Source organism: Pontibacter arcticus (assembly GCF_003284895.1).
Lineage (GTDB): Bacteria > Bacteroidota > Bacteroidia > Cytophagales > Hymenobacteraceae > Pontibacter > Pontibacter arcticus.
The window spans coordinates 528,623-554,486 of record NZ_QMDV01000001.1; the positions used below are offsets into that span (position 1 = coordinate 528,623).

The 25,864-nt window shown below is 46.1% G+C and carries 24 protein-coding genes; 14 read left to right on the forward strand and 10 right to left on the reverse strand.

Annotated features, from left to right (window positions below; genetic code table 11):
- Positions 1-13 precede the first annotated feature (13 nt).
- Together DP923_RS02440 and DP923_RS02445 are read left to right on the forward strand one after the other, a co-directional pair.
- Positions 14-799, forward strand: a complete 786-nt coding sequence (locus DP923_RS02440) for a hypothetical protein (RefSeq protein ID WP_112304009.1) — start codon at positions 14-16, stop codon at positions 797-799.
- A 22-nt stretch (positions 800-821) separates the two neighbouring features.
- A complete protein-coding gene (locus DP923_RS02445) occupies positions 822-2,516 on the forward strand; it encodes an IPT/TIG domain-containing protein (RefSeq protein ID WP_165838133.1) in 1,695 nt (564 codons plus the stop codon).
- A gap of 158 nt (positions 2,517-2,674) precedes the next feature.
- Here the strand turns inward: DP923_RS02445 and DP923_RS02450 are convergent, their stop codons facing one another.
- Positions 2,675-5,299 (reverse strand): lamin tail domain-containing protein, encoded by a 2,625-nt coding sequence (locus DP923_RS02450; protein ID WP_239020907.1) that lies wholly within the window; start codon positions 5,297-5,299, stop codon positions 2,675-2,677.
- Between the two features lie 383 nt (positions 5,300-5,682).
- Here DP923_RS02450 and DP923_RS02455 point away from each other — a divergent pair, with 383 nt between their 5' ends.
- Complete coding sequence (locus tag DP923_RS02455; RefSeq protein ID WP_112304015.1) at positions 5,683-6,672, forward strand: aspartate-semialdehyde dehydrogenase; 990 nt, start codon at positions 5,683-5,685, stop codon at positions 6,670-6,672.
- 193 nt (positions 6,673-6,865) lie between these two features.
- Here the strand turns inward: DP923_RS02455 and DP923_RS02460 are convergent, their stop codons facing one another.
- From DP923_RS02460 to DP923_RS02470, 3 genes are all read right to left on the reverse strand, one after another.
- Positions 6,866-7,390, reverse strand: a complete 525-nt coding sequence (locus DP923_RS02460; RefSeq protein ID WP_112304017.1) for a hypothetical protein — start codon at positions 7,388-7,390, stop codon at positions 6,866-6,868.
- An 83-nt stretch (positions 7,391-7,473) separates the two neighbouring features.
- Positions 7,474-8,616 carry an FAD-dependent monooxygenase gene (locus DP923_RS02465; protein ID WP_112304019.1) on the reverse strand — a complete coding sequence of 381 codons (1,143 nt, stop codon included), beginning with the start codon at positions 8,614-8,616 and terminating at the stop codon, positions 7,474-7,476.
- A gap of 52 nt (positions 8,617-8,668) precedes the next feature.
- Positions 8,669-9,451: a segregation and condensation protein A gene (locus tag DP923_RS02470; RefSeq protein ID WP_207801925.1), complete on the reverse strand. Its 783-nt coding sequence runs from the start codon at positions 9,449-9,451 to the stop codon at positions 8,669-8,671.
- 385 nt (positions 9,452-9,836) lie between these two features.
- On the opposite strand from DP923_RS02470, the gene dxs reads away from it, so the two are divergent.
- The 3 genes from dxs (at position 9,837) to DP923_RS02485 (ending at position 14,090) form a co-directional block, all read left to right on the forward strand.
- Positions 9,837-11,753, forward strand: a complete 1,917-nt coding sequence (gene dxs, locus DP923_RS02475; protein WP_112304021.1) for a 1-deoxy-D-xylulose-5-phosphate synthase — start codon at positions 9,837-9,839, stop codon at positions 11,751-11,753.
- Positions 11,754-12,071: 318 nt separating this feature from the next.
- On the forward strand, positions 12,072-12,830 hold the full coding sequence (locus DP923_RS02480; protein ID WP_112304023.1) for an alpha/beta fold hydrolase: 759 nt from the start codon (positions 12,072-12,074) through the stop codon (positions 12,828-12,830).
- A gap of 99 nt (positions 12,831-12,929) precedes the next feature.
- Positions 12,930-14,090: an MFS transporter gene (locus tag DP923_RS02485; RefSeq protein ID WP_112304025.1), complete on the forward strand. Its 1,161-nt coding sequence runs from the start codon at positions 12,930-12,932 to the stop codon at positions 14,088-14,090.
- A gap of 44 nt (positions 14,091-14,134) precedes the next feature.
- Here DP923_RS02485 and DP923_RS02490 read toward each other — a convergent pair whose 3' ends face one another.
- The gene (locus DP923_RS02490; protein WP_239020908.1) at positions 14,135-14,551 is read right to left on the reverse strand and encodes a lipocalin family protein; all 417 of its coding nucleotides are present in this window, start codon (positions 14,549-14,551) and stop codon (positions 14,135-14,137) included.
- A 215-nt stretch (positions 14,552-14,766) separates the two neighbouring features.
- Between DP923_RS02490 and DP923_RS02495 the strand changes: the two genes are divergently transcribed.
- Complete coding sequence (locus tag DP923_RS02495; protein ID WP_112304029.1) at positions 14,767-15,075, forward strand: LysM peptidoglycan-binding domain-containing protein; 309 nt, start codon at positions 14,767-14,769, stop codon at positions 15,073-15,075.
- A 138-nt stretch (positions 15,076-15,213) separates the two neighbouring features.
- Here DP923_RS02495 and DP923_RS02500 read toward each other — a convergent pair whose 3' ends face one another.
- Positions 15,214-15,633, reverse strand: coding sequence for a nucleoside-diphosphate kinase (locus DP923_RS02500; RefSeq protein WP_112304030.1), 420 nt, complete (start codon positions 15,631-15,633; stop codon positions 15,214-15,216).
- Positions 15,634-15,853: 220 nt separating this feature from the next.
- Between DP923_RS02500 and DP923_RS02505 the strand changes: the two genes are divergently transcribed.
- The 3 genes from DP923_RS02505 to DP923_RS02515 are packed head-to-tail and all read left to right on the forward strand — an operon-like array spanning position 15,854 to position 18,435.
- Entirely contained in the window at positions 15,854-16,882 is a 1,029-nt protein-coding gene (locus tag DP923_RS02505; protein WP_112304032.1) for a DHH family phosphoesterase, read from the forward strand.
- 18 nt (positions 16,883-16,900) lie between these two features.
- Entirely contained in the window at positions 16,901-17,860 is a 960-nt protein-coding gene (locus DP923_RS02510; protein WP_112304035.1) for an FKBP-type peptidyl-prolyl cis-trans isomerase, read from the forward strand.
- Positions 17,861-17,886: 26 nt separating this feature from the next.
- Positions 17,887-18,435 carry an FKBP-type peptidyl-prolyl cis-trans isomerase gene (locus DP923_RS02515; protein WP_112304037.1) on the forward strand — a complete coding sequence of 183 codons (549 nt, stop codon included), beginning with the start codon at positions 17,887-17,889 and terminating at the stop codon, positions 18,433-18,435.
- An 80-nt stretch (positions 18,436-18,515) separates the two neighbouring features.
- On the opposite strand, the gene recO is transcribed toward DP923_RS02515, so the two are convergent.
- The 3 genes from recO to DP923_RS02530 all read right to left on the reverse strand — a co-directional run bounded on the left by recO (position 18,516) and on the right by DP923_RS02530 (position 20,385).
- Entirely contained in the window at positions 18,516-19,280 is a 765-nt protein-coding gene (recO, locus tag DP923_RS02520) for a DNA repair protein RecO (RefSeq protein ID WP_317047265.1), read from the reverse strand.
- Positions 19,281-19,314: 34 nt separating this feature from the next.
- A complete protein-coding gene (locus tag DP923_RS02525; RefSeq protein ID WP_112304039.1) occupies positions 19,315-19,908 on the reverse strand; it encodes a thymidine kinase in 594 nt (197 codons plus the stop codon).
- A 153-nt stretch (positions 19,909-20,061) separates the two neighbouring features.
- A complete protein-coding gene (locus DP923_RS02530; RefSeq protein ID WP_112304041.1) occupies positions 20,062-20,385 on the reverse strand; it encodes a 2Fe-2S iron-sulfur cluster-binding protein in 324 nt (107 codons plus the stop codon).
- Positions 20,386-20,420: 35 nt separating this feature from the next.
- On the opposite strand from DP923_RS02530, the gene DP923_RS02535 reads away from it, so the two are divergent.
- From DP923_RS02535 to DP923_RS02550, 4 genes are all read left to right on the forward strand, one after another.
- Positions 20,421-21,521, forward strand: a complete 1,101-nt coding sequence (locus DP923_RS02535) for a hypothetical protein (protein WP_112304043.1) — start codon at positions 20,421-20,423, stop codon at positions 21,519-21,521.
- Between the two features lie 280 nt (positions 21,522-21,801).
- The gene (locus DP923_RS02540) at positions 21,802-22,191 is read left to right on the forward strand and encodes a hypothetical protein (protein ID WP_112304045.1); all 390 of its coding nucleotides are present in this window, start codon (positions 21,802-21,804) and stop codon (positions 22,189-22,191) included.
- A gap of 302 nt (positions 22,192-22,493) precedes the next feature.
- A complete protein-coding gene (locus DP923_RS02545) occupies positions 22,494-22,958 on the forward strand; it encodes a hypothetical protein (protein WP_112304047.1) in 465 nt (154 codons plus the stop codon).
- 147 nt (positions 22,959-23,105) lie between these two features.
- Positions 23,106-24,098 (forward strand): AAA family ATPase, encoded by a 993-nt coding sequence (locus tag DP923_RS02550; RefSeq protein ID WP_112304049.1) that lies wholly within the window; start codon positions 23,106-23,108, stop codon positions 24,096-24,098.
- A gap of 378 nt (positions 24,099-24,476) precedes the next feature.
- Here the strand turns inward: DP923_RS02550 and DP923_RS02555 are convergent, their stop codons facing one another.
- The gene (locus DP923_RS02555) at positions 24,477-25,817 is read right to left on the reverse strand and encodes a T9SS C-terminal target domain-containing protein (protein ID WP_112304050.1); all 1,341 of its coding nucleotides are present in this window, start codon (positions 25,815-25,817) and stop codon (positions 24,477-24,479) included.
- Positions 25,818-25,864: the final 47 nt, after the last annotated feature.

The window sequence follows — 25,864 nt, forward strand, 5'->3', positions numbered from 1 at the left end:
CTTATAACTATTTATGAAAACATCCTTACTTATCTTTTTAGCTTGCCTGTGTACTGCTTATACATCTGATGCGCAGATGTTGCCTTCTGATTCAACTGCTGTCACTGCTTTAAAGGCGCAGGCTAAGCACGTTGCTACAGAACTTAATGTAAACCCTTTTAATGGTACTTTAAGCTTAAACAACTCTATTAATCAACTTAAATTCAGGTATTTCACGACTCCCAATTTAGCTATACGATTAGGCTTTAACGGAAACCGGGTTAATGATTTTTCTGAAAATTCAACCCCTTATGGGACTAATCCTTCTATCTATAAAAACGAGCGGAGCAGTACAACACTTGGTGTAAATTTAGGTATTGAGAAACACTTTGCCGGAACCAGAAGGCTTTCACCATATGTGGGTGCCGACCTCATTATTGAAAACAAGACTTCCGAAAACGAAATTACCAACGGGCAGACAGTTAGAACTATAACAGGCGGCTGGCAGACATCTACATTCTATCCGGCAAACACTTCTTACCCTTATAACAATCCTTCTTACACGGTATACAGTTATGATGAGCGCGGTTTTTTCCGATATGGAATTAACCTCGTATCAGGCTTTGATTTTTATATGGCCAAGAACTTCTTTTTCGGATATGAAGTGAATTTTGGTTTCAGCCAGAAAACATTACAGGATTTGGAAATAAAAACAAGTAACTCTGATAACTCCCCTATTGAAAACAGAGAAGTAAAGGACACTTCCTTTTCTTTCGGGCCAAGCCTGATGAATGGCGTGCGGGTTGGTTATGTATTCTAAGGATTCTGTTATTGTAACTTACATGAAACTATACATATTCCGCTCTCCATTCCTATTAATAATCTTTTCTTTTCTGCTGCTACAAGGTTGTGAAAAAGAGGATGAACAAATACACCCCGAGATAAAGACAATGCAGATTACTGCACTTTCGCCCTCCAGCGCTACGCTGGAGGGGAATATTATTCATACGGGTAAATTTCCTGTATTGGATTTTGGCTTTGTTTATGGCTTAACGCCGGAACTTGGTGAAACGATGGGCACAAGGCTTTCTTTAGGAAAAGATGCAAAACCAGGTACGTATAAGCAAGATGTAAAAAACCTGAAAATTGCTTCCGGCTATTATACCTCTAATCATAATTTTTATGCCAGAGCGTATCTGACAAATGAAAAAGGAACTGTATTTGGGCAGGTAGCCAGCGTTACATTGCCATCGCCAAATATACAGTCTATAGTACCTAACACCGGAAAAGCAGGTGATAAGATAACTATCAGTGGAAGCTTTTTTACAAGTGATGCAACTGAAGTAGAAGTTTTGTTTGCTAATGTTGCCGGTAAAGTTATTGAGGTTAGCCCTTCTAAAGTTGTGGTCGAAGTACCATCCGGAATCACATCTTCCAGTTACTATGATTACAGACAGGTTGGTGTGGTTCTTAAAATGGCAGGACAAACCTACAATGTTACTTCTACTTTTAAGGTAAACCCTTCAGTAACTGATTTCTCACCCAAGTCTGCTACACTAGGCACCGTAATTACTATTAAAGGAAATAACCTGCCTGGTTATTATTACTACAGTAATCTTAGAGTTTCTTTTGGGGAGGTAGATGTTCCGATTACAAGTTATAGTTCAACAGGGATACAGGTACAGGTACCACATCATATTGGAGCAAAAAAAGTACCTCTATCTGTAATAATAGATGGTGTTAAGACCACCCTGCCAGGTGATTTTACGGTAATCCCGCATACTGTAACTTCCATAGCGCCAACTTCGGGGCTGTCTGGAAGCTACTTCTCTCTTACCGGTGATAATTTCCCAAGCGACTTCTATTACAACTATAATCAGGCTGTCGTTACGGTAGGAGATATTCCTACTACTATATCATATGTATCTTCTGGTGAGATGCTGGTACTTGTTCCATTCAATCTGAAGGAAGGAAACCACAAGATAAAGGTAGCTTTCGGACCCACTGTAATAGAAGCCACACAACAGTTTAGTGTTGTAGCGTCATCTATTACCAGCTTTTCCCCTACTTCAGGAGGAATCGGCAGAGAGGTTATCCTGAAAGGAAATTTCCTTCCTGACACCTATTATATTGTCAACTTCGGATCTGTCAGGATAGGTGGCTATAGCACTTCCTCCAGCACAATTCAAACTTCTGTTCCGCAAGGAGCAACACTTGGTGCAGTAAAAATTTCTGTGGAAAACGACTATACCAAAATAGAAGCAAAAGATGAGTTTACTGTATTAGCACCAACATTCACGGCCTTTTCGCCAAGTTCTGGTGTGGCAGGTTCAGTAGTCACTATTACAGGTTCCGGCTTTTCAGCAAATGCTTATACTGTGGTAAGATTCGGGACAGTTTCAACTAACATCCTTAGTATAACTGATACAACAATCAAGGCTGTAGTCCCATCCAATGTTACAGGAGCGATGAAAATCACTGTCCTGCAAAATGGCCAAACAATGATTAGTAAAGATAATTTTACAGTAACAAATTAAAATCAGATTACTTCATTGAAAAAAAATAAAGGCTGCTCTAAACTGAGCAGCCTTTATTTTTTTTCAATGAAGTAATCTTTCTCTATGTAATGAATAAGAGAATACTAATTCAAATTAATACTCTCTTAAGTAGTTAAAAGTGTAGCCGACTTAAGTATCTACAGCCTGCCGCCTATTACCACCTTCTCTTTAAATTCGCTTTTCTCGCCGTTCAGGGTAAAGAGTTCGATGTAGAGCAGGTAATACCCAATGCCAGCTTTAGCACCATCATCATGCAGGCCATCCCACCTAAAAAAGCCGTTGGCAGCCAGCAGCTCGTTCCGGGCCAGTTTCCTGACCTTCCGTCCCTGGCTATCAAAAACCGTGATATTGGCAACGAAACCTGTTTTATCAGTGCGGTAATTAATGGTCGCAAAATCTTCGAAGCCATCGTTATCAGGGGAGAAAACTTTGGGTGTAATTTCGAAGATACGTTGCACCAGAGTGCTTGCCTGCGTTTGTGAATTCTGGTAACCGGGCGTGGCCAAAACGGCATTGCCCGCCGAGTGGAAGTTGCTTGATACAGTAGGCGCACCTAATTGTAGCCGTTCCAGCGAAACACCGTTTACATCATCGAGCAGCCCGAAATGCATCTCAGAAGTATAACTAAACCGGTCTGCTACGCGCTTGTCTGGTTGCAGCACCATAACCGTTCCTTCGCTATCGGGATAGCTGGGCAGCGAGGCCATTTGCAGAAACGTTTCCTGGCGTGCTGCCGGGTAGTTTGCTTTTATATTGGCTGCGTTTGTGGTCAGGACTACATATTGTTTCGGGGCCAATACATAATTTGCCATTGTAATAGTCCGGAAATTAGCAATACTATCGTTGCTGAGGTTGGCGAGCTGCCAGTTTTGGATGTTGATGTATTTATCGCTGCGGTTCACGAGCTCAACAAAATCTACCCCACCGGGCCGCGGGTTAAACAAAATTTCGTTGATCACCACATCGCCGGGTTCAGGATCCGAGGGCAGCGCAAACGTGGCTTGTTGCTGTTGACTTAAATTGCCGGTGCAATCTGTAATTTTGTTGGCCGTTAAAGTATAAACCTGGCGTTCCTGTAAGGGTGTTATTAATTGAAGTATAACTTCCGTAAACAAAGGCCCCTGCACTTGCACTCGCTGCACATTTATACCTGGGCTGATCGTATAGTTAACAACTTGAGCTGCCTGCAAACTATCCAACCGCTCGTTAAAGCGCAGCAAAATCCGGTCCGGGGTTAAAGCAATGGCTTCTGTAAGTATGGCTGGGGTATTATCCGGGTTGGGAGTTGCTACCGAATTGGGTTGCACCGGTGTGCCGCCTCTCGGGTTTTCGGAAGCTATCCAGTTTTCTATTGCGCCGCACGGGTTACCGACATCGATCATCTCTAAACTCCAGCCACCGCTGCGTTTGCTGTTATTTTTGTACCAGGTATCAGCATAATTTACTGCATAAATAAGTCTGCCATTGGGCTGGCGCAGTTGCAGCAATTCGCCGGCATTGTTCAGCCCCGGGAAATTCGAAATACCGATCACTTTGCCAAACTGGCTGAAATTCGAAACCTGAGTATTGGGTACCACAACGGCATACTCTCCCGGTTCCAGTTGCACATTCGGAAAAGTGGTAGTGGTGGTAGCATCCGAAAACCGGATTCCCTGCAGCGTAAGCAGCTTATCAGTTGGGTTATAAAGTTCAACATATTCCTGTTGCGGTAACCCAACACTCGGGTCTTCATCAGCCATAATTTCGGTGATGAGTAATTCGTTGTAACCGGGCAGCACGGCAGGCAAAACAAACGAAAAGTTAACCTCCAGCGGCGCAGCAAGTATGCTTCCGGCCAGGTCCGCAAGGTTAGCAATACTAAGCATGTTATTCCCGTTCCGGAAGGTTTGGCTGAACACCAATCTTACTGCTGTACCTTCCTGCGTAAGTTCGGCTAACGCCGGTTTTATATTTCCGTTCAAAGTATAATTTGCTACATTTCGGGCTTCGGTAGTGCGGAGTGGCTCGTTAAAGTATAACATGAGTTCCTGCAGGCTTTGGGTTTGCACATCTTCCAGGGCAGGAGGCTGAGTATCTACAACTCTAAAATCATCAAAGAAAAACTTCTTGCTGTTTGCCGAACTATACCTTGCCAGCACTCCAAAAAACGCGGAACGCTTGTAAACGGCATCGGTGGCAATGCCCTGCCTTACAAAATTTTCGCCGGAGCCGGTGGCATCCAACAGCAGTTCCCATTCGTGGTTTATACTTCGGTTTACGCGCACGCGCACTACGTTATTGCTGGTTGCTACTGTTTTGTCGGGGCCATTTATAACTGTAATAGGTGTTTTGCCGGCATCTTTCCGGAACAGGCTTACCTCGTCTGTTGTGCCACCAATGCGCACATAATACCCGCTGGTAGATGTGTTTTTCAGGTCTTCGGAACTGGCCATCAGGTAAACATCGGTATAATTGCTGGCAGATGTAGCGAACTGCAGGTTAGCCCAGAACTCCCAGGTCGTGCCTACCGCGGCCTGCGAGGGCGTGACTAACTGTAGTATTGTTCCTGTTACAGCTGGCCCATTGCTTTGTAGTTGGTTTTGTGCGTTGATAATAAAGCTGGTCTGGTCGCCGCGCCAGGTTGGGTTTTGGGTAAAGTCGCCGTCCGAGAAATCGTCTTGCAGTTGTGCCTGCACCAGCAGCGGGAGAAGTAGTAGACCTCCCCCCAGCCCCCTCCTGAAAACAGGAGAAGGAGTACAAAGAGCCAGCAGTCTCTTGGTCAAAAGGCTCAGATGCAGCGCACTGCTTATATACAAAACTGCATGAGCTAGTATGCTAAATATTTGTACAAAAGCTTTTGGTAAAGTTTGTTTCATGTATAAGATTTTGCCTAAAACTTACGAACTTGCAGCTGCTTTGCGTGCCGAATAGAGCCCGCACCCCGTAGCGCAGCGAGGAGTACAGGCGAAAGTCGATGATCCTGTACACTTTCGGGGCCCGGCCTGCTTGCGCAGCAAAAGGACACGCCCATACTGCTTTTTACCTTGTAGCATTTACGGGAACCCGGCCGGTTTTGGCGAACAGATAGCACACTTAAAGCTTTAGGGCTCATATATTTGGCATTTTTTAACACCCTGATACCTTAAAAATTTACCCGAATAACGAAATGAAAGTAGCAGTTGTAGGCGCCACCGGACTGGTAGGCGGCGAAATTTTGAAAGTACTGGCGGAGCGTAACTTCCCGGTAACAGAATTATTGTTGGTTGCTTCTGAGAGGTCTGTTGGTAAACAGATAGCGTTTAAGGGTAAACAGCTAACAGTGATCGGGATGCAGGATGCCATTGCAGCGGCTCCGCAAATCGCTATTTTCTCGGCGGGTGGCGGCACTTCTACGGAGTGGGCCCCTAAGTTTGCCGAAGCGGGCATTGTGGTAATCGATAACTCCTCGGCGTGGCGCATGGACCCGACCAAAAAGCTGGTTGTACCGGAGATTAATGCCAAAGAGCTAACAAAAGAAGACAAGATCATCGCTAACCCGAACTGCTCTACCATCCAAATGGTGGTAGCGCTAAACAAGCTGCACGAAGAACTGAAAGCGACGCGCATTGTAGTGAGCACCTACCAATCGGTAACCGGAACGGGCGTGAAAGCGGTGGAGCAAATGATGAACGAGCGCGCCGGCAAAACAGGCGAGATGGCCTACCCCTACCCAATTGACCTGAATGTGCTGCCGCATATTGACGTGTTTACGGACAACGGTTATACCAAAGAAGAGATGAAAATGATCCTTGAAACCAAGAAGATCATGAGCGACGACTCTATCCGGGTAACAGCTACAGCAGTGCGTATACCTGTAATGGGTGGCCACTCGGAATCTGTGAACGTGGAGTTTGAAAAAGACTTTACGCTGGATGAAGTATACCGCATCCTCAACGAGACCGAAGGCGTGAAAGTGGTGGATGATGTAAAAAACTTAGTTTACCCAATGCCGAAAGATGCGCATGGGAAAGACGAGGTACTGGTTGGCCGAGTTCGTTTAGATGAGACGCAGCCGCGTACGGTAAATATGTGGATCGTGGCTGATAACCTCCGCAAAGGTGCTGCTACCAATGCTGTGCAAATTGCAGAGTATCTGATGAAGCACGAGTTGGTGTAGGTTCAAGTATAATCAATAAAAAAGCTCTTTCGGAATATAGGTTCTGAAAGAGCTTTTTTATTGACTCGTAGGCAAATATACTTTTGAAAGCTTACTTCTCAACAAGGGCAGCTGCACTTCTTTTTCCATCAAACAGCTCTCACCAAAGCAAAGTATAAATACATCAAAGAAAGCCGGCGTTAACCGGCTTTCCCTACTTCTTCGCAACTTTCTCCTCGTTACACTTCTGCCCCATCAGTTGTTGTATGTTTTCTACACAAGGTTCAGGGATGAAAGTATAAACTGTTTTCTGGTCTTCGCCGGTGGTGCAGTATTTAAAGCTGGCGAACGTGGCGCGGCTACGCGGATAGATCCAGCGATCCTGGTTGCAGCCGTAAACCGAAAGCAGAAATTCTTCTTTAAAGTTATAATCTACAAAACCCACTACTTTACCTTTTCCCACAAACAAGAACCGGTGGTGAAAATTAGGTACAGCTGTGCCATCCCACATAAATCCGATCTCGTTACGGATATCCAGTACGGGCGTTGCCTCCTGGAAAAAATAAGCCGTATCCCATTCAAAATCAGTGATATTTGCCAAGTTGATGACGTTGTACCCTTTCGGCCCGACATTTTCACTTTCTACAGCAGCCTGTAGTTTTTTTAACGTTGTATTATCGCTGCCAGAACAACCCAATAAGCCGATCAGCAAGCCTAAAAACCAAAAATTCTTCTTCATTTTATTAAATTTAACAGCAGTTTATACTTTAAGCTTATCCGCTGAAAAGTGTTTAGATTAATTTAAATGAAACAGCCGCTTTATTAAAAGTCGACTTTAAAAATGTATTCCATCTGCCGTTTTGTGGCGAATGCAGGCGTTGTGCGCAAAAGCATGTTCCGGGCTTTGGTTAATACCGGATGCTGCCATTGCGCTACCCAACCCAACAGCCGCGACAGCCGGATAATTTTGGTGGTTCGGGCAATCCGGCGTTTTTCATATTTCCTAAGGGCTGCCTTTAAGTCTTTATGATTTTGCAGGCACTGGCCCAGCACAACCGCATCTTCTATGGCCTGGCAAGCGCCTTGCCCTAAATTTGGTGTGGTAGCATGGGCAGCATCCCCCAACAAAACTACACGGCCATACACAAACTGCTTTAACGGCGCCAGGTCCGCGATATCCCCCCAGATTAGTTGTTCGGGTTTGGTAGCGGCAAGTATGGCCTGCACAGGTCCGTGAGCCCCTGAAAAGTGCGCTGAAAGTTGGGCTGGAGTCATTTGCTGCATTCTTGGGTCGCGTTCAGGAGCGTTCAGGCAGACATACCAATATACCAGATTTCCGGGTAAAGGTGCCATGCCGATCCGGCCTTGCGGTGCCCACGTTTCAGCGGAAACCATTTTATTGATGGGCAAGCCGGGGTTTTCGATAACGGCGCGCCAGCACGTATAACCGGCATAACGGGGCTTGCTATCTGGTAGTAATTTTTGGCGAATGACAGAGTTAATGCCATCGGCTGCAATCAGCAGATCAGCGGAAGTATGGCTGCCATCGGTAAAAGTAACTTCAACTGTATCGCCTTGCTGGTTTATACTTTCGCAGCGCTTATTCAGGAAAAGCGAGCCGGGTTTTAAATGATTTTGCAGTACCTGGTGCAGCGCAGCCCGGTGTACGACGAAGTTGTTAACGCCATACTTTTCGCTCAGGCTACGCGTATCCTGGTTACTGATCACGTCGCCGTTTTCGTCTAACATGACCAGGGCGGTCAGCTGTTTTCCCAGTGCTATTACTTCCTGCGCCACGCCCAACCGTTCCAGGCCTTGAATGGCGTTGGCTGCTAAACCTACGCCGGCGCCTACGGGTTTCAGTTCCGGAGCGGCTTCGTATACTTCGGCTTCAATTCCTGCTTTCTGCAAAGCAATCGCTGCACATAACCCACCAATACCGCCACCAATAATGATCGTTTTCATAGGTCTGTTTTCAGAAAGGGAAGGCTGCACACGTCATTTCGGCAAATAACAACTAAACAGCTTCTTCGGCCTCCAGTAATTGTAATACCTGCGTGGTTGCGCCATCTGCAGTTGTAATCGCGAAATCGTTGAAATCTTCGCCGATCTCGATGCCGATCATGTTCAGTTGCAACATATCCAGTATCGCCAGGAAATTGAAGATCATCCCTATTTTATCCGGAAAGGCAAGTATAAGCTCCGAAAAATCGATGCGGCTTTGCTCCTGCACGCGCTGCATAATGTAGTCGCGCTGGCCATCTAAGGTATAAGGATAAGTAAGTACGGTGTGTTGCGGGCGGTTCTGTTCTTCTTCAAAGCGCGTCATCACTTTCTCGAACACGCGCATGATTTTGTACAGGCTCAGGTCCTGCAGTTCGTACTCGAAGTGGTTAGCGGTGGCTATCTGCTGCAGTTCGTGGTGCAGGTTGCCACGGCTTTCCTGGGCCAGGCGCTGGTCTTCCATTGCCTGCATATCCGGAATTATACTTTTAAACTTTTTATATTCCAGCAGGTGCTGCACCAGTTCCTTGCGCGGGTCAATCTCGTTGCCTTCGTCGTCTTTTTCGGTGCGGGGCAGTAGCATTTTAACTTTTATGCGCATCAGGGTGGCCGCGGTAAGTATAAAATCGCTGGCTACTTCCATGTTCAGCTGCTCCATTTGCTGGATGTAGCCCATAAATTCGTTTGTGATCTGGAAGATCGGAATATCATGGATATCCAGCTCATCGCGCTCAATAAAGAAAAGCAACAGGTCGAACGGCCCCTCAAACAACGCTAATTTTATCTCGAAACTCATACTTTATACTTTGCTATGCTGCACGTGGCTATAACTGAAAATCAAAAATAAACATTTTAACCTGAAGCCCGAAATTAAGAAACTGCCTGCAGATAATCTGCTATCTTAAAACAAGTTGCCGGTATTAGTGGTATAATTGTTCAGGTAAAATAAAAATTCCCTTTTTCTACTTCGCCCGAGCTCAAATTAAAGTAATTTTCAGTTTACAGAGGGCTTTTTTTATACTTTCTGATCTGCAAGTTTCGTTTACAGCCGGGTTTGTACATTTGTAAAGAAGGCGCTTTTCTTATTAATTTATTACCTTTGTGTTTTGTCCGGTCTGGTGCGTTTGCCGCATTTAAACTTTGGCAACTAAATTTTGTTAGAGGTCTATAAAGACGATTCTATGATCATTCAACCGGGAGAGCTCCTAGCTTCCATCCATACCCCTGCCGACCTGAGGAAACTCAAGCCAACCCAATTACTGCAGGTTAGTCAGGAGCTGAGACAGTATATAATTGATGTGGTATCCATACATGGCGGTCATTTTGGGGCTAGCCTGGGTGTTGTAGAACTTACTACGGCGCTGCATTACGTCTTTAATACACCTTACGACCAGCTGGTCTGGGATGTGGGCCACCAGGCGTACGGCCACAAAATACTGACAGGCCGCCGCGAAAATTTCCATACCAACCGCAAGTATAAAGGCCTGTCCGGTTTCCCGAAACGCAAAGAAAGCGAATACGATACCTTTGGCGTAGGCCACTCCAGCACGTCTATTTCGGCAGCGCTGGGTATGGCTGTTGCCTCCAAGTATAAACACGAAGAAGACCGCCAGCACATTGCCGTTATCGGAGATGGCGCCATGACGGGCGGTATGGCTTTTGAGGCTATGAACCACGCCGGTGTTGCCAATGCCAACTTATTGGTGGTGCTGAACGATAACTGCATGAGCATTGACCCGAATGTGGGCGCTCTGAAAGAATATTTAACCGATATCACCACATCCCGCACTTACAATAAAGTACGCGACGAGATCTGGAACATACTAGGCAAGATCAGCAAATTCGGGCCAAATGCACAGCATATCGCTTCAAAAATAGAAAGCGGAATCAAGGCTACTGTACTTAAGCAAAGCAATTTATTTGAAGGGCTTAACTTCCGCTACTTCGGCCCAATCGACGGACACGATATCAACCACCTGGCTTCGGTACTGGAAGATCTGAAACATATACCGGGTCCTAAAATACTGCATTGCCTTACCACCAAAGGCAAAGGCTTTGAACTGGCCGAGAAAGACCAGACCAAATGGCACGCGCCCGGCCTGTTCGATAAAATAACCGGCGAAATCTATAAAACTACTTACGATACCCCACAACCGCCTAAGTACCAGGATGTGTTTGGCCATACGATGGTAGAGCTTGCCGAGCAGAACCCTAAAATAATGGGCGTTACGCCTGCTATGCCATCGGGCTGCTCGCTTAACATTATGATGGCAGCCATGCCGGATCGTGCGTTTGATGTAGGCATTGCCGAGCAACATGCCGTTACGTTCTCGGCTGGCCTGGCCACACAAGGTATGATTCCGTTCTGCAACATTTACAGTACGTTTATGCAGCGCGGCTACGACCAGGTGGTACACGATGTATGCTTACAGAACCTGAACGTAGTTTTCTGCCTGGATAGAGCCGGTTTTGCCGGTGCCGACGGCCCAACACACCACGGCGCTTACGATATTGCCTACATGCGCTGCATCCCGAACATGATTGTGGCTGCCCCCATGAACGAGCAGGAACTGCGCAACATGATGTACTCCGCTTCGCAGGATAATGTAGGACCGTTCACGATCCGTTACCCACGCGGCGAAGGTGTTATGCCGCACTGGCGCACACCATTAGAGTTGCAACCAATTGGCAAAGGCCGCACCATACAGGAAGGCGAAGAAGTTGCTATACTTACCTTTGGCCACATTGGTAACTATGCGGTGGATGTTTGCAAAAAACTTGCTTACGACGGCATTAACCCGGGCCATTACGATATGCGCTACTGCAAGCCACTAGATGCCGAACTGCTGCACCACATTTTTACAAAGTATGATAAAGTAATTACCGTAGAAGATGGCTGCCTGCAGGGTGGTTTCGGAAGTGCGGTGCTGGAGTTTATGGTAGATAACGGGTATACTTCTCAGGTGAAACGCCTGGGCATGGCCGATGTTATTTACGAACATGGCTCGCAAATGGAACTTCACCGCGAAGCAGGCTTTGCACCGGAAGACATCGAGCGTACCGTTCGCGAACTGATCGGTGTAACTGTTAAAGTATAAGTTTTCCAGACAAAGGAGTTTTTGACAAAGGACATAAGACAACCCTCACAGTTTCCTCAGAGATTGTGAGGGTTTTTGTTTGAGCTGTGAATTTATCAGCATCAAAATTTACAGGATTAAAGGATTTCCAGGATATTGTAGGGACAAGTCGCGACCTGTCCGAATCGTGCACAGTATTTATCTGAAACAGGATTCTGAGGATTAAAAAAGGATGAACAGGACGAGGCATTTGAGTATTAACAATTCTTGCTGCATAAACCTGTCCTCGCGCGGACAGGTCGCGACCTGTGCCTACAACTGAACAAATACGACTAAACTATGACAAAGCAACACCCTATCGATACCATCGTTTTTCTGCACGGCTTCTGCGAAAGCAAGCAAGTATGGCATGAGTTTGTAAAGCTGCTTCAAAACAAATTCAATGTTATACTTTTAGACCTGCCCGGCCACGGCGAGCATACCGAAAACATCTCTGATTTTTCGATGGAAAGTATGGCCGAGGATGTGAAAGCACAATTAGATGCGTTGGATGTAAAGAAATTGTTGCTGGTGGGCCACTCGATGGGCGGCTATGTAAGTATGGCTTTTGCCGAGAAGTATGGCAGTATGCTCAAAGGCCTGTGCATGTTCCACTCCTCTGCCCTCCCCGATACCGAAGAAAAGAAAGAAGCCCGCGACAAAAGCATCGCCTACATCGAAAAACATGGCGTAGACAACTTCATCAATCCGTTTATTGAGCCACTCTTTTATGGTGCGAACCGCGCCAAACTGAAAGCTGAGATCGAGATGATGAAAGACATTGGCAAAGCTACACCCAAAGAAAGTATAACCGGCTGCCTGGCTGCCATGCGCGACCGAAAGGACAGAACAGGTGTACTGGAGAAAGTAAAGTTTCCGGTATTGTTTATTTTTGGAAAGGAGGATGGTGCCGTGCCAATGGAAAAAGCACTGGAGCAATGCCACCTGCCACCCAATAGTATGGTTAATTTTCTAGGCAAAACCGGCCACATGGGCATGTTCGAGCGGCCTTACGAAACCCGCAAAGCCATCGAAAAATTTGCCGAAACGATCTTTTAAATTAAAATTTAAAACGTCAGCAGGTTAGAAAGTGGTTTCAATTTACTTTAAACTCCTATCTTTCTAACCTGCTGACTTCCACACTTTCTAACTCCGCACATGCCTCCTGCCCGGATTCTGCCTGTTATCGTGTTTTCGCAGTTTGCGGGCACCTCGTTGTGGTTTGCCGGTAATGCCGTGCTTCCCGAACTACAAAGCACCCTGAAACTGCAAAACGATGCTTTGCCCCTGCTTACTTCTGCCGTGCAGTTGGGCTTTATATTGGGCACCTTCTGTTTTGCCGCCCTTTCGCTTGCCGACAGGTATTCTCCGCGAATGTTGTTTTTGTTTTGCGCCGTGGCAGGTGGCTTAGCGAATGCAGCTATTCTGCTGGCTCCTGAAAGTATAAGTGCCGTTTTAAGTTTGCGTGCAGTAACCGGTTTTTTACTGGCAGGTATTTACCCGGTGGGCATGAAAATAGCGGCAAGCTGGTACCAGGGCAAGCTTGGCAAAGCAATCGGCTACCTGGTGGGTGCGCTGGTTCTGGGTACGGCTTTTCCGCACTTGCTGCGTGGGTTTGGCACCAGTTTATCATGGCAAACCATGCTGATCAGTATAAGTATATTAGCTGCGCTGGGAGGGCTCATGATGTACCTGCTGGTTCCGGATGGCCCTTTATCCGGTAGAGGAGCTGTGTTGAGGCTCGGTAATATGCTGGATGTTTTCAAGCTGAAAGATTTCAGGGCAGCGGCTTTCGGGTACTTTGGCCACATGTGGGAGCTGTATACGTTCTGGGCTTTTGTTCCTTTTATACTTGCCTATTCCTTACCAACCTTATCAGCCCAACAAACTTCGCTTTATAGTTTCGCCATTATTGCGGCGGGCGCATTGGGTTGCATCGGCGGCGGATATCTGTCGCAGTGGTGGGGCAGCGAGCGGGTGGCTTTTATGCAATTGCTTTTATCCGGTGTTTGCTGTGTCCTCAGTTTCTGGGTATTTAACATGCCTGGCCTGGTTTTGCCATTGCTCTTGTGCTGGGGTGTGGTGGTAGCCGGCGATTCGCCTCAGTTTTCGGCGCTTACAGCACGTACGGCTCCGCCGCAGTTGGTTGGTACGGCACTTACCGTGGTGGTTTCCATCGGGTTTGCTATTACCATTTTCAGTATTCAGTTAATAGGGTATCTGCTCTCTCTTTTTCAGCCACAGCACGTGTTTATATTTTTAGGCATTGGTCCGCTATTGGGCCTGCTAACCATGCGACGGCTTCTGAAACGGGCATAAAAAAAGCCGGTTTCTAGCCGGCTCTCTGTTAATGTATGCTTATTTTATTTGGATGATAAAACCATTTCAGAACCATCCGGTGCTTTCAGTCTCATCTCATCTTCTGTTAGTTTGGTAACATTAAATACCTCTTGTGTGGCGGCACCTTCAAACTGAAGCGATAATGTTTTAGCTGCCTGATCAAACGTCCAGGTTCCGGTTTGCAAAGCTGCCCCACCGCTGGTAGAGAAACGGCCGTCTGCAAAAAACTGCAAAGCTTCGTTTTCTTCCTGGTCTGTCAGTTTTTCTTTATCGCCGGTTGCATCAATAGACTTATCTGTTTTCCAGGTTTTACTGGAGGCTCCTGTTATCAGACTTGTAGAACCTACTTCTTCTTTGCCCGAGCAGCTTACCAGCACAACCATTACCAAAGCTGCAAGCGTATACTGTATTTGCTTTAACCAATCTTTAGAATTTCTCATTTTCATAGTTTTAAAGTTATATAGTCATCTCCTGTTATTCTCTCAGAAGTTGCCTGATGTCCTTACGGGTATATGCCCTTATGGGTTGATACAAAAAGCATTGCTCCGGCAGCACCACAACTAAGTATAAAAACGGGCGTATTTAATCTGAACGGAGTTACGATACCAGACTCCAGTAAAATACAATTTTAAACCAGCATAAAAAGACTTAAAATATGGGACTGTTTGATTTTTTAAAAAAAGGAAAAGAAGAACCGGCTAAGCCTGTCGCTAAACCAAAAATTACACAAATGCCCGGCCAACAGGCTGCACCAGCTCCAAACGCTGCCGCTTCGCCACAACCGGCTGCTATCAACCAGGATACTTATACTGTACAATCCGGCGATTCGCTTTCTAAGATAGCCCAGAAACAGTATGGCAATGCCAGCGCATGGACGAAGATTTACAACGCGAACAAAACAACCATCGGCGATAACCCGGACCTGATCAAACCGGGCCAGAAACTGACCATCCCGAGAGACTAAAAAGCTTAAAGTATAAAACAAAGAAGGCCACTCTTTAAGTAGGGTGGCCTTCTTTGCTATATAGAAAGTATAAAAAGGCGGCCATACTTTTAAAGTATGGCCGCCTTTCCGTAATCAATAAGTATACTTTACGGGTGCTTAGAAACGCTCGTCAGCAGCGAAAAAGAAATCACCTTCGATCTGTGCGTTCTCATCAGAATCAGAACCGTGTACAGCATTCGATTCGATTGATTTAGCATAGGCCTTACGGATTGTACCTTCAGCAGCCTGCTCCGGGTTGGTAGCGCCAATCAGGGTACGGAAATCTTCTACAGCATTGTCTTTCTCCAGGATCATCGCCACGATCGGGCCTTTAGACATGTACTTCACCAGGTCGTTGTAAAAAGGACGCTCTTTGTGAACTGCATAAAACTGACCGGCACGCTCTTCTGATAAGGCCGTCTTTTTCATCGCTACAATACGGAATCCACCCTCTTCGATCATCTTTGTGATGCCACCAATATGATTATCTGCAACCGCATCGGGCTTAATCATGGTAAATGTTCTGTTCTCGGCCATGTTGTCTTTAGTTTATAGTGTGTTATTTCTTATTTCCGGAGTTGCAAAAGTAGCGCATTTAAAGGAAAAACTGCACATTATCCTTCACTCTTTCAGCAAATCTCCTGCTTAAAGTATGGCCTGCGTGTGCCGGCAAAAAAGTAATTTAATTGCTTTAGAAGATAATTCTTCAGAAATTGGCGCCTTATATCCTTATTAATCAGAGGAGTTTAGCAAGAGTATGCACGATATTAATGCGCTGAAAGAGCTTCTGCAGGAGCCTAAAGAAGTGATGATCACCACGCACCATAAGCCCGATGCCGATGCATTAGGCTCATCGTTAGGGTTGGCGGGGTATCTGAAAAAGAAAGGCCACCGCGTTACTGTGATCACCCCTTCCGATTATCCATCGTTCCTGAACTGGATGACAGGCAACAGCGACGTACTGGTTTATTCCGAAAAAAGCGATGCCCTGGTGCAACGTATTATAAAGGAGTCGCAGGTTATTTTCTGTCTTGATTTTTCTGCCTTGTCCCGCATCAACGAGATGGGCGAATATATCCGCGAAGCACCCGGCACCAAAGTACTCATCGACCACCACCTGCACCCCGAAGATTTTGCCCAGCTTACCTTCTCGGATACAAATGCCGCCGCAACAGCCGAGCTGGTATACGATATCATAAAAGAGCTAGGCGACGGCGACATGATCGATACGGCTATCGGCGAATGCCTGTATGCTGGTATCATGACGGATACAGGGTCGTTCCGGCACCCGAGCACTTCTAAAAACGTGCACCTCATTATTGCCGATCTGCTGCAGGTTGGAGTAAATACATCCAACATCCACCGCCTTATTTATGATAGCTCCACGGAACTACGCCTGCGTTTTCTGGGGTTTGCTTTAAAAGATAAGCTGGTTGTAAAGTATGAATATAAAACTGCTTATATTGCCATTACAGCCGATGAGCTGAAAGCGTACGACTCTAAAACCGGCGATACGGAAGGGCTTGTAAACTATGCTTTATCGATTGAAGGCATTGTATTTGCCGTGCTGATCATCGACCGTACCCAGGCCGTAAAAATGTCGTTCCGGTCGGTGGGCAATTTTTCGGCGAACGAGTTTGCACGCACCCATTTTAACGGTGGTGGCCACAAAAATGCAGCCGGCGGTATTTCGATGGAGCCCCTGGAAGCTACCATCGCTAAATTTGAAAGTCTGCTGCCGCTTTACAAAGAGCAACTCGAGCAGGCTGTTTCAACGAATTCCTAATCACAACATATAAAACGAATGTTATCTAAATCTAAATTTTTACTGCCGGTTTTAGCTGGCGCGCTTCTGCTGCAAGGCTGCAAAGGAAACAAAGACGAATTTCATACGACAGACGGATTGACGTATAAAATCTATTCTCAGAACGATAAAGGCGTTTACGAGAACAAAGGCGAAGTAAACCTGGCAGACTCTACAGGCGCTAAAATAGGCCAGGTAGTTACGCTGCAAATGTCTTATAAAAATGCGGAAGACTCTCTGTTGTTCAACTCCCGCGAAAACAGAACACCAATTATGCTACCTGTTATGAAGTCGCCTTTTAAAGGTAGCTTAGAGCAGGCGTTAATGTCTATGCAGGCAGGCGATAGCGGTGTGTTCAAGATCAATGCTGATTCACTTTTCGCAAAGTCTTTCGGCGGACAGCCACTTCCTCCTTTCATCAAAAAAGGATCTGACCTTACATTCTTCATCAAAGTGGATAAAATCCAGTCTGAGCAGGATGCGATGGCATCTCAGCAGAAAATGATGGAAGAGCAAATGAAAGGCGCTGCTGAGCGTGCTGAAAAGCAAACAGTAGTGGATGATGCTAAAATCCAGGAGTACATCAAGGCGAACAACCTGCAGAATGTTCAGAAAACAGAATCAGGCGTTTATTATGTGATCACGCAGCCAGGCAAAGGTCCTAAAGCAGCAGCCGGTAATCTCGTGTCTGTGCATTACAAAGGCATGTTCCTGGATGGCAAAGAGTTCGATTCTTCTTACAACAACCCAATGTCTGGTGGCAAGCCGTTCGAGTTTCCGTTAGGCCAGGGCCAGGTAATACCAGGTTGGGATGATGGTATTAAAATGCTGAACAAAGGCAGCAAAGCAATTTTACTTATTCCTTCGCCTTTAGCTTACGGCGAGCAGGAGCGTGGCCCGGATATGCCGGCAAACTCTATTCTGCGCTTCGATGTGGAGCTGGTTGACGTGAAGAATTAATTTTAGCATACCGTTTTTATTTTAACATGAGCTTACCAATCCTTACCCGATCTTTAGCCAAAGCAGGCCGTGCTTTTATGATCTGTGGCCTGTTGGCTGGCGCTGTTGCCTGTAAAAAGGACGACGTATCGCTGAACGGCCCTTGCTATCCGACGCAGTCCCAGAAAATGGAACAGAAAGTGAAGGATATCGAGGTCATCCAGAAATACCTGACCGATAACAAGGTAGATGCGAACCTGGTAAAAAGCACAGAATCTGGTTTGCATTATATGAACCTGCAGCCAGGCACAGGCCGCCAGATAAAAGTGGGCGATAACGTGCAGGTGCATTACATTGGCAAAACACTTTCCGGCAGCACGTTCGATTCTTCTTACGACCGCAGCCAGACTTTCCCGGTGATGGTTGGCTACTCGCAGGTAATTGCGGGGTGGCAGGAAGCATTGCCATTGATGAGCGTAGGGGAAGAAACTCGTTTCTATATACCTTCTTACCTAGCGTATGGCCCATGCGGAAGTCAATCGCTCGGCCCGAATGCAGTGCTTATTTTCGATATAAAAGTGGTAAGCGTTCAGTAGAACAGCCTCATTACAAGTATAAAAAAGCCGTTGCAACAAAAATTGCAACGGCTTTTTTATACTTTATACTTTGCAAATGCTTATCCCAGCACTTCCGAAAGTATGGCCAGGGATTTTATTTCGCCTAGTTTATCTACGTGCAGTTGGTAATAGCGCACCAGCACATCCAGCAGTTCTCTTCTCACTTTTCCGTTCGGAATGTTGGCATGGCCGGCATCCTGCAGCAATTGATCAAAGTAGGTTTCATAGGCCTGCAGATCCAGTACGGATGGCGCAGAAGTAGCACTTTGGGCGTTAGCGGAGAAGGCAACCTGCTCTACTATCTCGGTGCCGGAACTTGGCCCGAAACCCAAATGGTGGCTTAACTCCAGCAAAAAAATAAGATGGAAATTCTCGAAGTGCTGCGTCTGCTGATCAAAGTATAAAATGGAGTTGAACAGAAACTGGAAGAGTGGCTGGTTTTCTTCTTCTTCTTTAATGGTGCGGCCCACTACTTCCGATAAAAAAAGAAGGATGCTGCTTTTCCGGATATCAAACGGAATAGAAACAAAGGGCGCCGCAGTTTTATACTCTGAGATCCGGGTAAGGCCACCTCTGTGCGAGGTATAAACCACCATATCGAGCAACGTAAACGGCTGGAAAAGCGCGATGCGTGAGCCACTGCCTTTCCTGCGCACGCCGTTTACAATATAAGATTGCATGCCCAGCGCCTCGGTGTATACTTTCGCGATAATCGAGGTTTCCCTGAATTTGATGGTGCTGAGTACGAGGCCTCTTGTTTTAACTAACATGTGCTGGCATACGGCTTTTAACAGGTTCTGGTCTGCATTTAGTAAGGCTAGCAAAGTATAAATTATACTTTACGGGTGGCAGCAGCAGTTATTTTTTGGCTTTCTGCCCTTCCAGGAAACAATGGCGGCAACGCGCCTCATACGACTCTGTCTCGCCGAGCAGCACCTGCGACTCTGCGGTTACACTCCGAAAAGAGTAGGTGGCAATATCGCCGCACACCACGCAAATAGCATGTACTTTGGTTACGTATTCGGCTACGGACATTAGCGCTGGCATCGGCCCGAACGGTTTGCCGAGGTAATCCATATCCAGGCCGGCAGCAATTACGCGAACGCCACTGTTAGCCAGCTTTACGCATACTTCGGCCAGGCCTTCGTCAAAAAACTGTGCTTCATCAATCCCTACCACATCGCAACTGCCACCCAGCAACAACATATCCTGTGCAAAATCGATGGGTGTGGAGCGGATGGAGTTCTCGTTATGCGATACCACATCGATCTCGTGGTAACGTTTATCAATGCCTGGCTTAAATATCTCGATCTTCTGGCGCGCAATTTTTGCCCGGTTCAGGCGGCGAATAAGCTCCTCGGTTTTGCCCGAAAACATAGATCCGCAAATAACTTCTATCCATCCCCGCCGGTGCCCATGGCTTTCCCGGCTTACACGTGGCTCTATAAACATTTATTTACTATAATTTTGAATCTTGAATAACTGAATTTTGAATGAGTGATTGCGTAAATGGATAATTAAATATTCAATTTTTAGATATCGAAGTTCGAACAGCTTATTTATAATTCTGTTATTCAAAATTCAGTTATTCAAAATTCAAATTTTCTAACTACTATAGGTCATGTGCGGCAATTTGGTTTGCTCCGGCACTTTTCCGGTTGCATTTCCGTGCGCCAGCATACACTGGCAGGTTAAACGCTCGTTAACTTTAAGGCGCCCACTTTCGCGGTAACGTAGTTCTGCTGCCGTAAGCGGTCCAAAATTATCCAGGCCCTGCAGCACAATTACCCGGCACGAGGTGCAGCGGCCTTTGCCTCCGCAGGCGTGCATCCAGTCAATGCCGGCAGCCTGAAGCGCTTTTAGCAGTGTTTGGTCCTGCGCTACTTTCACCTCGCGGCCGGCAAGGTTTTGGACAATCAACTCAGGCATGTTAACTTTATACTTTAGAGAAGAAAATACTCCCAATGGAAAGCAAATATAATCAATTACAGTTAGAGCGCTACAGCAAAGAGCTGGCAAACGTACTCTGCGACCGCTATTTCGCTACTCAGCATACCCTGAACGGCCCTCAACTGATCAGCTTTACGCCTGTAAAACAGGTAAACCTTTTCGTGATAAAAGAATTGCTGCTGAAGTGGCACGCCGAAATGGCAAACCTGCGCAGCCCATACTTTGATTTTGAGCACGAGGAAGTAAAAGAAGCGCTGATCCAGTTCATGAATGTGCTTTCCCGGAAAATTAAACTGAAACGCGAAGCTTTTGAGCCCTTGCTGCAGAAAGCTATACAGGATACGCTCTTGGTTTCGCTGGCGCCGCTTGCCGTATTCGAAGAAAAATTTCTGAGAGTACAGGAAGAAGTACAATTACCGAAACTGCAGGAAAATCTAAAGTATATCGATATCGACAAAGCGCTTTTCGCCGGCTTCCTGGAAACCCTTACACCTACTGATAACGACAGAGGCGATATCCGGAACCGCTTTAAGGTATACCTGCACGCCCACGACGAGCAGCGCCGCCCGCTACAGGACCTGATCGATCAGTTTAACAGTTTGTTGCCTGTAACACTAACCGAACTTACCGAAACAGCAGCACCTGCCGCGCCTGTTTATGCCAAGCCAACACCACCGGCCCCCGAAGAGGAAGTTGATATTGTAGCGCCTATCCATATGGCTCAGCGCGAAGCTTCTGTGCCTGCACCTGCTATCAGGAAGCCGTTAACCATTGCTGACGAGGAAGAAGAACATGTGGCGCCTGCCCGCCCAACCCTGAACGATAATTTCCGGAAAGCACCCCAGGCATCTTTAGCCGATACGCACAGCAACCAGCGCATCGACTCGCTTAAGAATTCTATTTCCATTAACCAGCGTTTCAGTTTTATAAACGAGTTGTTTGATGGCGATAACATGCATTACTACCAAACCATACAAGCTCTGGACACGATGCCAGATGAGACAACAGCCAAACAATATGTTACCGCAGAGCTGGCCACCAAGTATGACTGGACCAAAAAACAGGACCATGTAAATAAATTACTTCGCCTGATCGAAAGAAAATTCGGAAATTAACCCCTCTCTGATTTTATACTTCAGGCTTAAAGTCAGACAAATAACCGCAGGCGGCAAAAGCATGCGGTTATTTTTTTGCCTCTTGCTGCCATCCCCTGCTTTTAATCATTGCAAATAAGTAACCGAAATATTAATTATGCACTTGGATTATACTTGCACACCCAGCTGGCGAAGTTGAATAGGTTCGATTAAAAAATTTAAAAAATCGAAACTTTTACGACACAAACAGCATTTTTAGCCCGTACCTATATTACTTTAATCAACTTTATTAGCAGCAGCCATGAGAGACGAATTTGACTACGACGAGGACTTGAGCTTTAGCAATTTTGACGATGATGAAGAGGATGAAGACCTCGGTATTACGTTTGAAGAAGATTTGTACCTGATGATTCGCGAGAAGCTTCGCGATACGCTACAGGAGTTTAAGGGGCAGTATCCGATGTTAAAAAAACTGGAGAATGCTGTTAGCTCATTTAAGGTAAACGCAAAAAATACCGACGATTCTAAGTTCTACCCGATGGCGGCCAAGTTGCTGAGCGAGCACATCAAACCATTAACCGCAGAATCTGAAGAGATAGAAGAGATTTACGATAACATGCAGGCCGATATAGCACGTTTTAAAAACCAGCGCGCACACGGTTTCGAAGGTGATTTATACTTATCGAAATAAATAAAAATAGCCTTTACAAAAAAAGCCTTTCCTGGTAATCCGGGAAAGGCTTTTTTTGTAAACATTATCATCACTTCCTAAGTATAAATAAACCGCTGTATAACAGCAACTTACGTTATAATGGAGCAAATTTATATTTGTTTTAATTATTCTACGTTAGGATGACATAAAATAACTTTACCTTTACGGTTATTTTATAATGCAACCCTTTTACAACTACTAGGGTCTTAATAAAAAAGATAACTGTGCTATTGACATTACAACGCCGCCTAACACTACACAAACTTAATATTTCAGTCCCTATGGTTCAGACAAAACTGTTTGACGGAGAGCAGTACCTGATGCAGACGGTAGACGAAAAGCTTGCCTTTACAACGCACCGGCTTATACAAAACCCTACGCCCTGGTCTTTCAGAAAGAGCAAACATATTTTGCTGGAAGATATACAAGATTGCGAAGTAAAAGTTACAGGGAAACCCATTTATTTAATTTTGGGTAGTATTGCAGCTTTGTTTATTTACTATGATAACTCGTTTGTACTGCTGGGCAGCTTCTTTCTGATGCTGTATATCATGACCCGCGGTCAGCGCATTCATATCACAGCAACTGATACTTCGATGGTATTGCCGTTGCAGGTAGAAGAGCAGCATTTTAATAATTTGCTGGCCATGGTACGCCAGGCCAGAAAGGCAGGGAAATCTAAAATAAACTTTTCTGCAGAAGAGTTAAGCCTGGCATCCGCTTATCACCTGAAGCAAACGGCTTAACCGGCCTCCTATCTTATTTAAAGCGCTTTATAAGCGCTTTTTTTATTTTCGCTTGCACAAGCATACAGGCCAGGCAATAGCCAATGGCTTGGCTCTAATGGGGTATTATTGTTATATTTAGGAGTTTTACAGAACCCCGGATAGTTTATGCCAGCAGAAGATTTCATACAACAGGACAGGATAAAAGCCAATCAGCAGAAAATACGGCAGGTTTTTAGTGAAGTAGGCAATGTGGTGGTAGGGCAATCCTATATGATCAACCGCCTGCTGATCGGGTTATTTACCGGCGGCCATATTTTGCTGGAAGGTGTGCCCGGGCTGGCTAAAACACTTACGATCAACTCGCTCTCCAAGGCGCTCCGCCTCGATTTCCAACGGATACAGTTTACCCCGGATCTGCTCCCCTCCGACCTCATCGGGACGATGATCTATAACCAGAACGCCTCGGTATTTGAGGTTAAAAAAGGCCCTATCTTCTCTAACCTGATTCTGGCTGATGAAGTAAACCGCTCTCCGGCCAAAGTACAGTCGGCGCTGCTGGAGGCGATGCAGGAAAAACAGGTAACGATCGGCGAAACAACTTTTCAGCTCGACCTGCCTTTCCTGGTGCTGGCTACGCAAAACCCCGTAGAGCACGAAGGCACCTACCCTTTGCCTGAAGCGCAGGTAGACCGCTTTATGATGAAAGTATACATTGATTACCCAAAGAAAACAGACGAGTTGGAGATTATGCGTCGTATGGCCAATATGTCTTTCAACGACTCTATTTCGAAGGTTTTATCAAAAGAAGATATCTTTAACATCCGGAGCGAAATAAACCAGGTACAGATTTCCGAAACACTGGAACGCTACATTATAGAGTTGGTTTTTGCTACCCGCCGTCCTGCCGAATATGACCTGGCCGAGTTTGCGCCTTACATCCAGTTCGGGGTTTCGCCGAGGGCCAGCATTGCCCTGCACCGTGCCGCCAAAGCCATTGCCTACTTTGATGACCGCGATTATGTGCTGCCCGAAGACATTAAAGAAGTGGCCCACGATGTTATGAACCACCGCATCATACTTAACTACGAAGCGGAAGCCGACGGCATCCGGACAAAAGACTTTATTGAAGCCATACTTCGCAAAGTGCCAATCAGTTAAGCATACCTGCATTTTATACTTTAAACAGCCCGTTTATACTTGCGTAAAGTATAAACAGGCTGTTGCATTTATGGCTTGTATCAAATTATACTTTGGAAAATCGTTATGCTGAAAGGTATACTTAAGCTATTGCTGCTTCATAAGTTTATGGGCGGTGCCGGGCGCACGCCAGAGTCTAACCGGGGCTGTTTAAACCTCTTCGGCATAAGTATACTTGTATTGGTGATGATTGTCGTTTTTTCGGCGGTCAGAAGTTGTACCTGATAAAGTATAAAAAAAGAAACCCGCTATGGTAGCGGGTTTCAAGCAGCGGGGGAGACTAAGCCACGCTGCAACTGATCGCACTTATGTTACTCACCTAACACACACAATCAAATTCTAGTAATCCGTGTTCTGCGGATCGAAGTTAGTCCACTTTTCGGTCCAGTCTGTTGTACCGAAGGCACCTTTGTAAGTAACCGTTTCGAAACCGCTTATACCTTCAAAGCTGGCACCTGACAGTAAAGCCGAGCCCGAACCTGGCAGAAGCGTTGGCTTGCCTGTTTGCGTAAAGGAGCCCTCAATTTTAAGATCAGCGTTTGCAGCCAGTTGCGTGTTGCCATTGCTGGTAAACCAGGTAGCGGCATTGTAAGTACTTCCTTCTTTAAGAGCAATCTGGGTAGTATTACCTGCCAGCACGTTGTTCTTAAACTGAAGTTCACCTGAGGTTGCGTTTGCTTCCATCTTCGCATCGTTCAGTAAAATACCTTTTGGCCAGCCTGCTATAACAGAGTTGTAAACTGATATTCTGGTGTTGTTCTTAAAATGCATCCCGCTTCCGAAGTTAGCATCTGCGGCGGTTGTGGCTGTTGCCAGCGGGCCAAACAAACTCACATTCGAGAACCTTGCTTTAGTAAACGGATTGGTATCGTCGCCGGCTTTATTGTTATCCGACTCAAACCCATTAGATTTTGACGAATCGGCTACTTTCGGGTCTGCGATGCCCAGCATAAACTGCACATTTCCTGAGAAACCGTTATCGGTATCAAACATATCATCCACGGTTTTGTAAGCTACCAGGTGCTTTGCATTGGCTGTGCCGCCAAACCACTCAAAGGCATCATCCCCGCTATAAGAAACCTGCACAAAATCAACTTCGGTGCCGCTGCCTACGCCTGCCAGTGTAAGGCCGTTAATCTCGTTGCCCGGCGTAAAGGCAATACCGGCAAATTCGATACGCACATACTTCAGTACACCCGAGTTATCTGCTGGCTTGTCGCCGCCGTACTGTCGGTCTATACTTCCTTCCACTACCGCGTTGCTGCCCAGGTTGCCAGGCGCATTGCCAAGTATAACCAGGCCACCCCAGTCGCCGGCTCTGCGTGTGCCTTTTGCCATGTTAGAGGTAAATACGATCGGCTTATCCACAGTACCACGCGCGATGATCTGGGCGCCGCGCTCTATAATTAAAGAGCCTTTGGATGGTGCATCACCTTTAATGACAGTACCTGCCTCGATGGTTAATTTGGCTGGTGCCTGCACATATACAAAGCCCTGCAGTAAATACTGCTTATCGGCTTTCAGGGTCATGTCTGCGGTGATGTTACCTTTTAACGTAACAACTTCGGTTGGTTTCTCAACAGGCGTTATTGGGTCTTCTTTATCATCGCAGGAAATAGTGCCTACTCCTAATAAGGCCAGCAATAACAGAGTGCTTACTTTTGTGGTTACTTTTTTCATGTCTTTGTTTAAAGTTGATTGTTCAAGTATGATTGGCTAAAGTATGG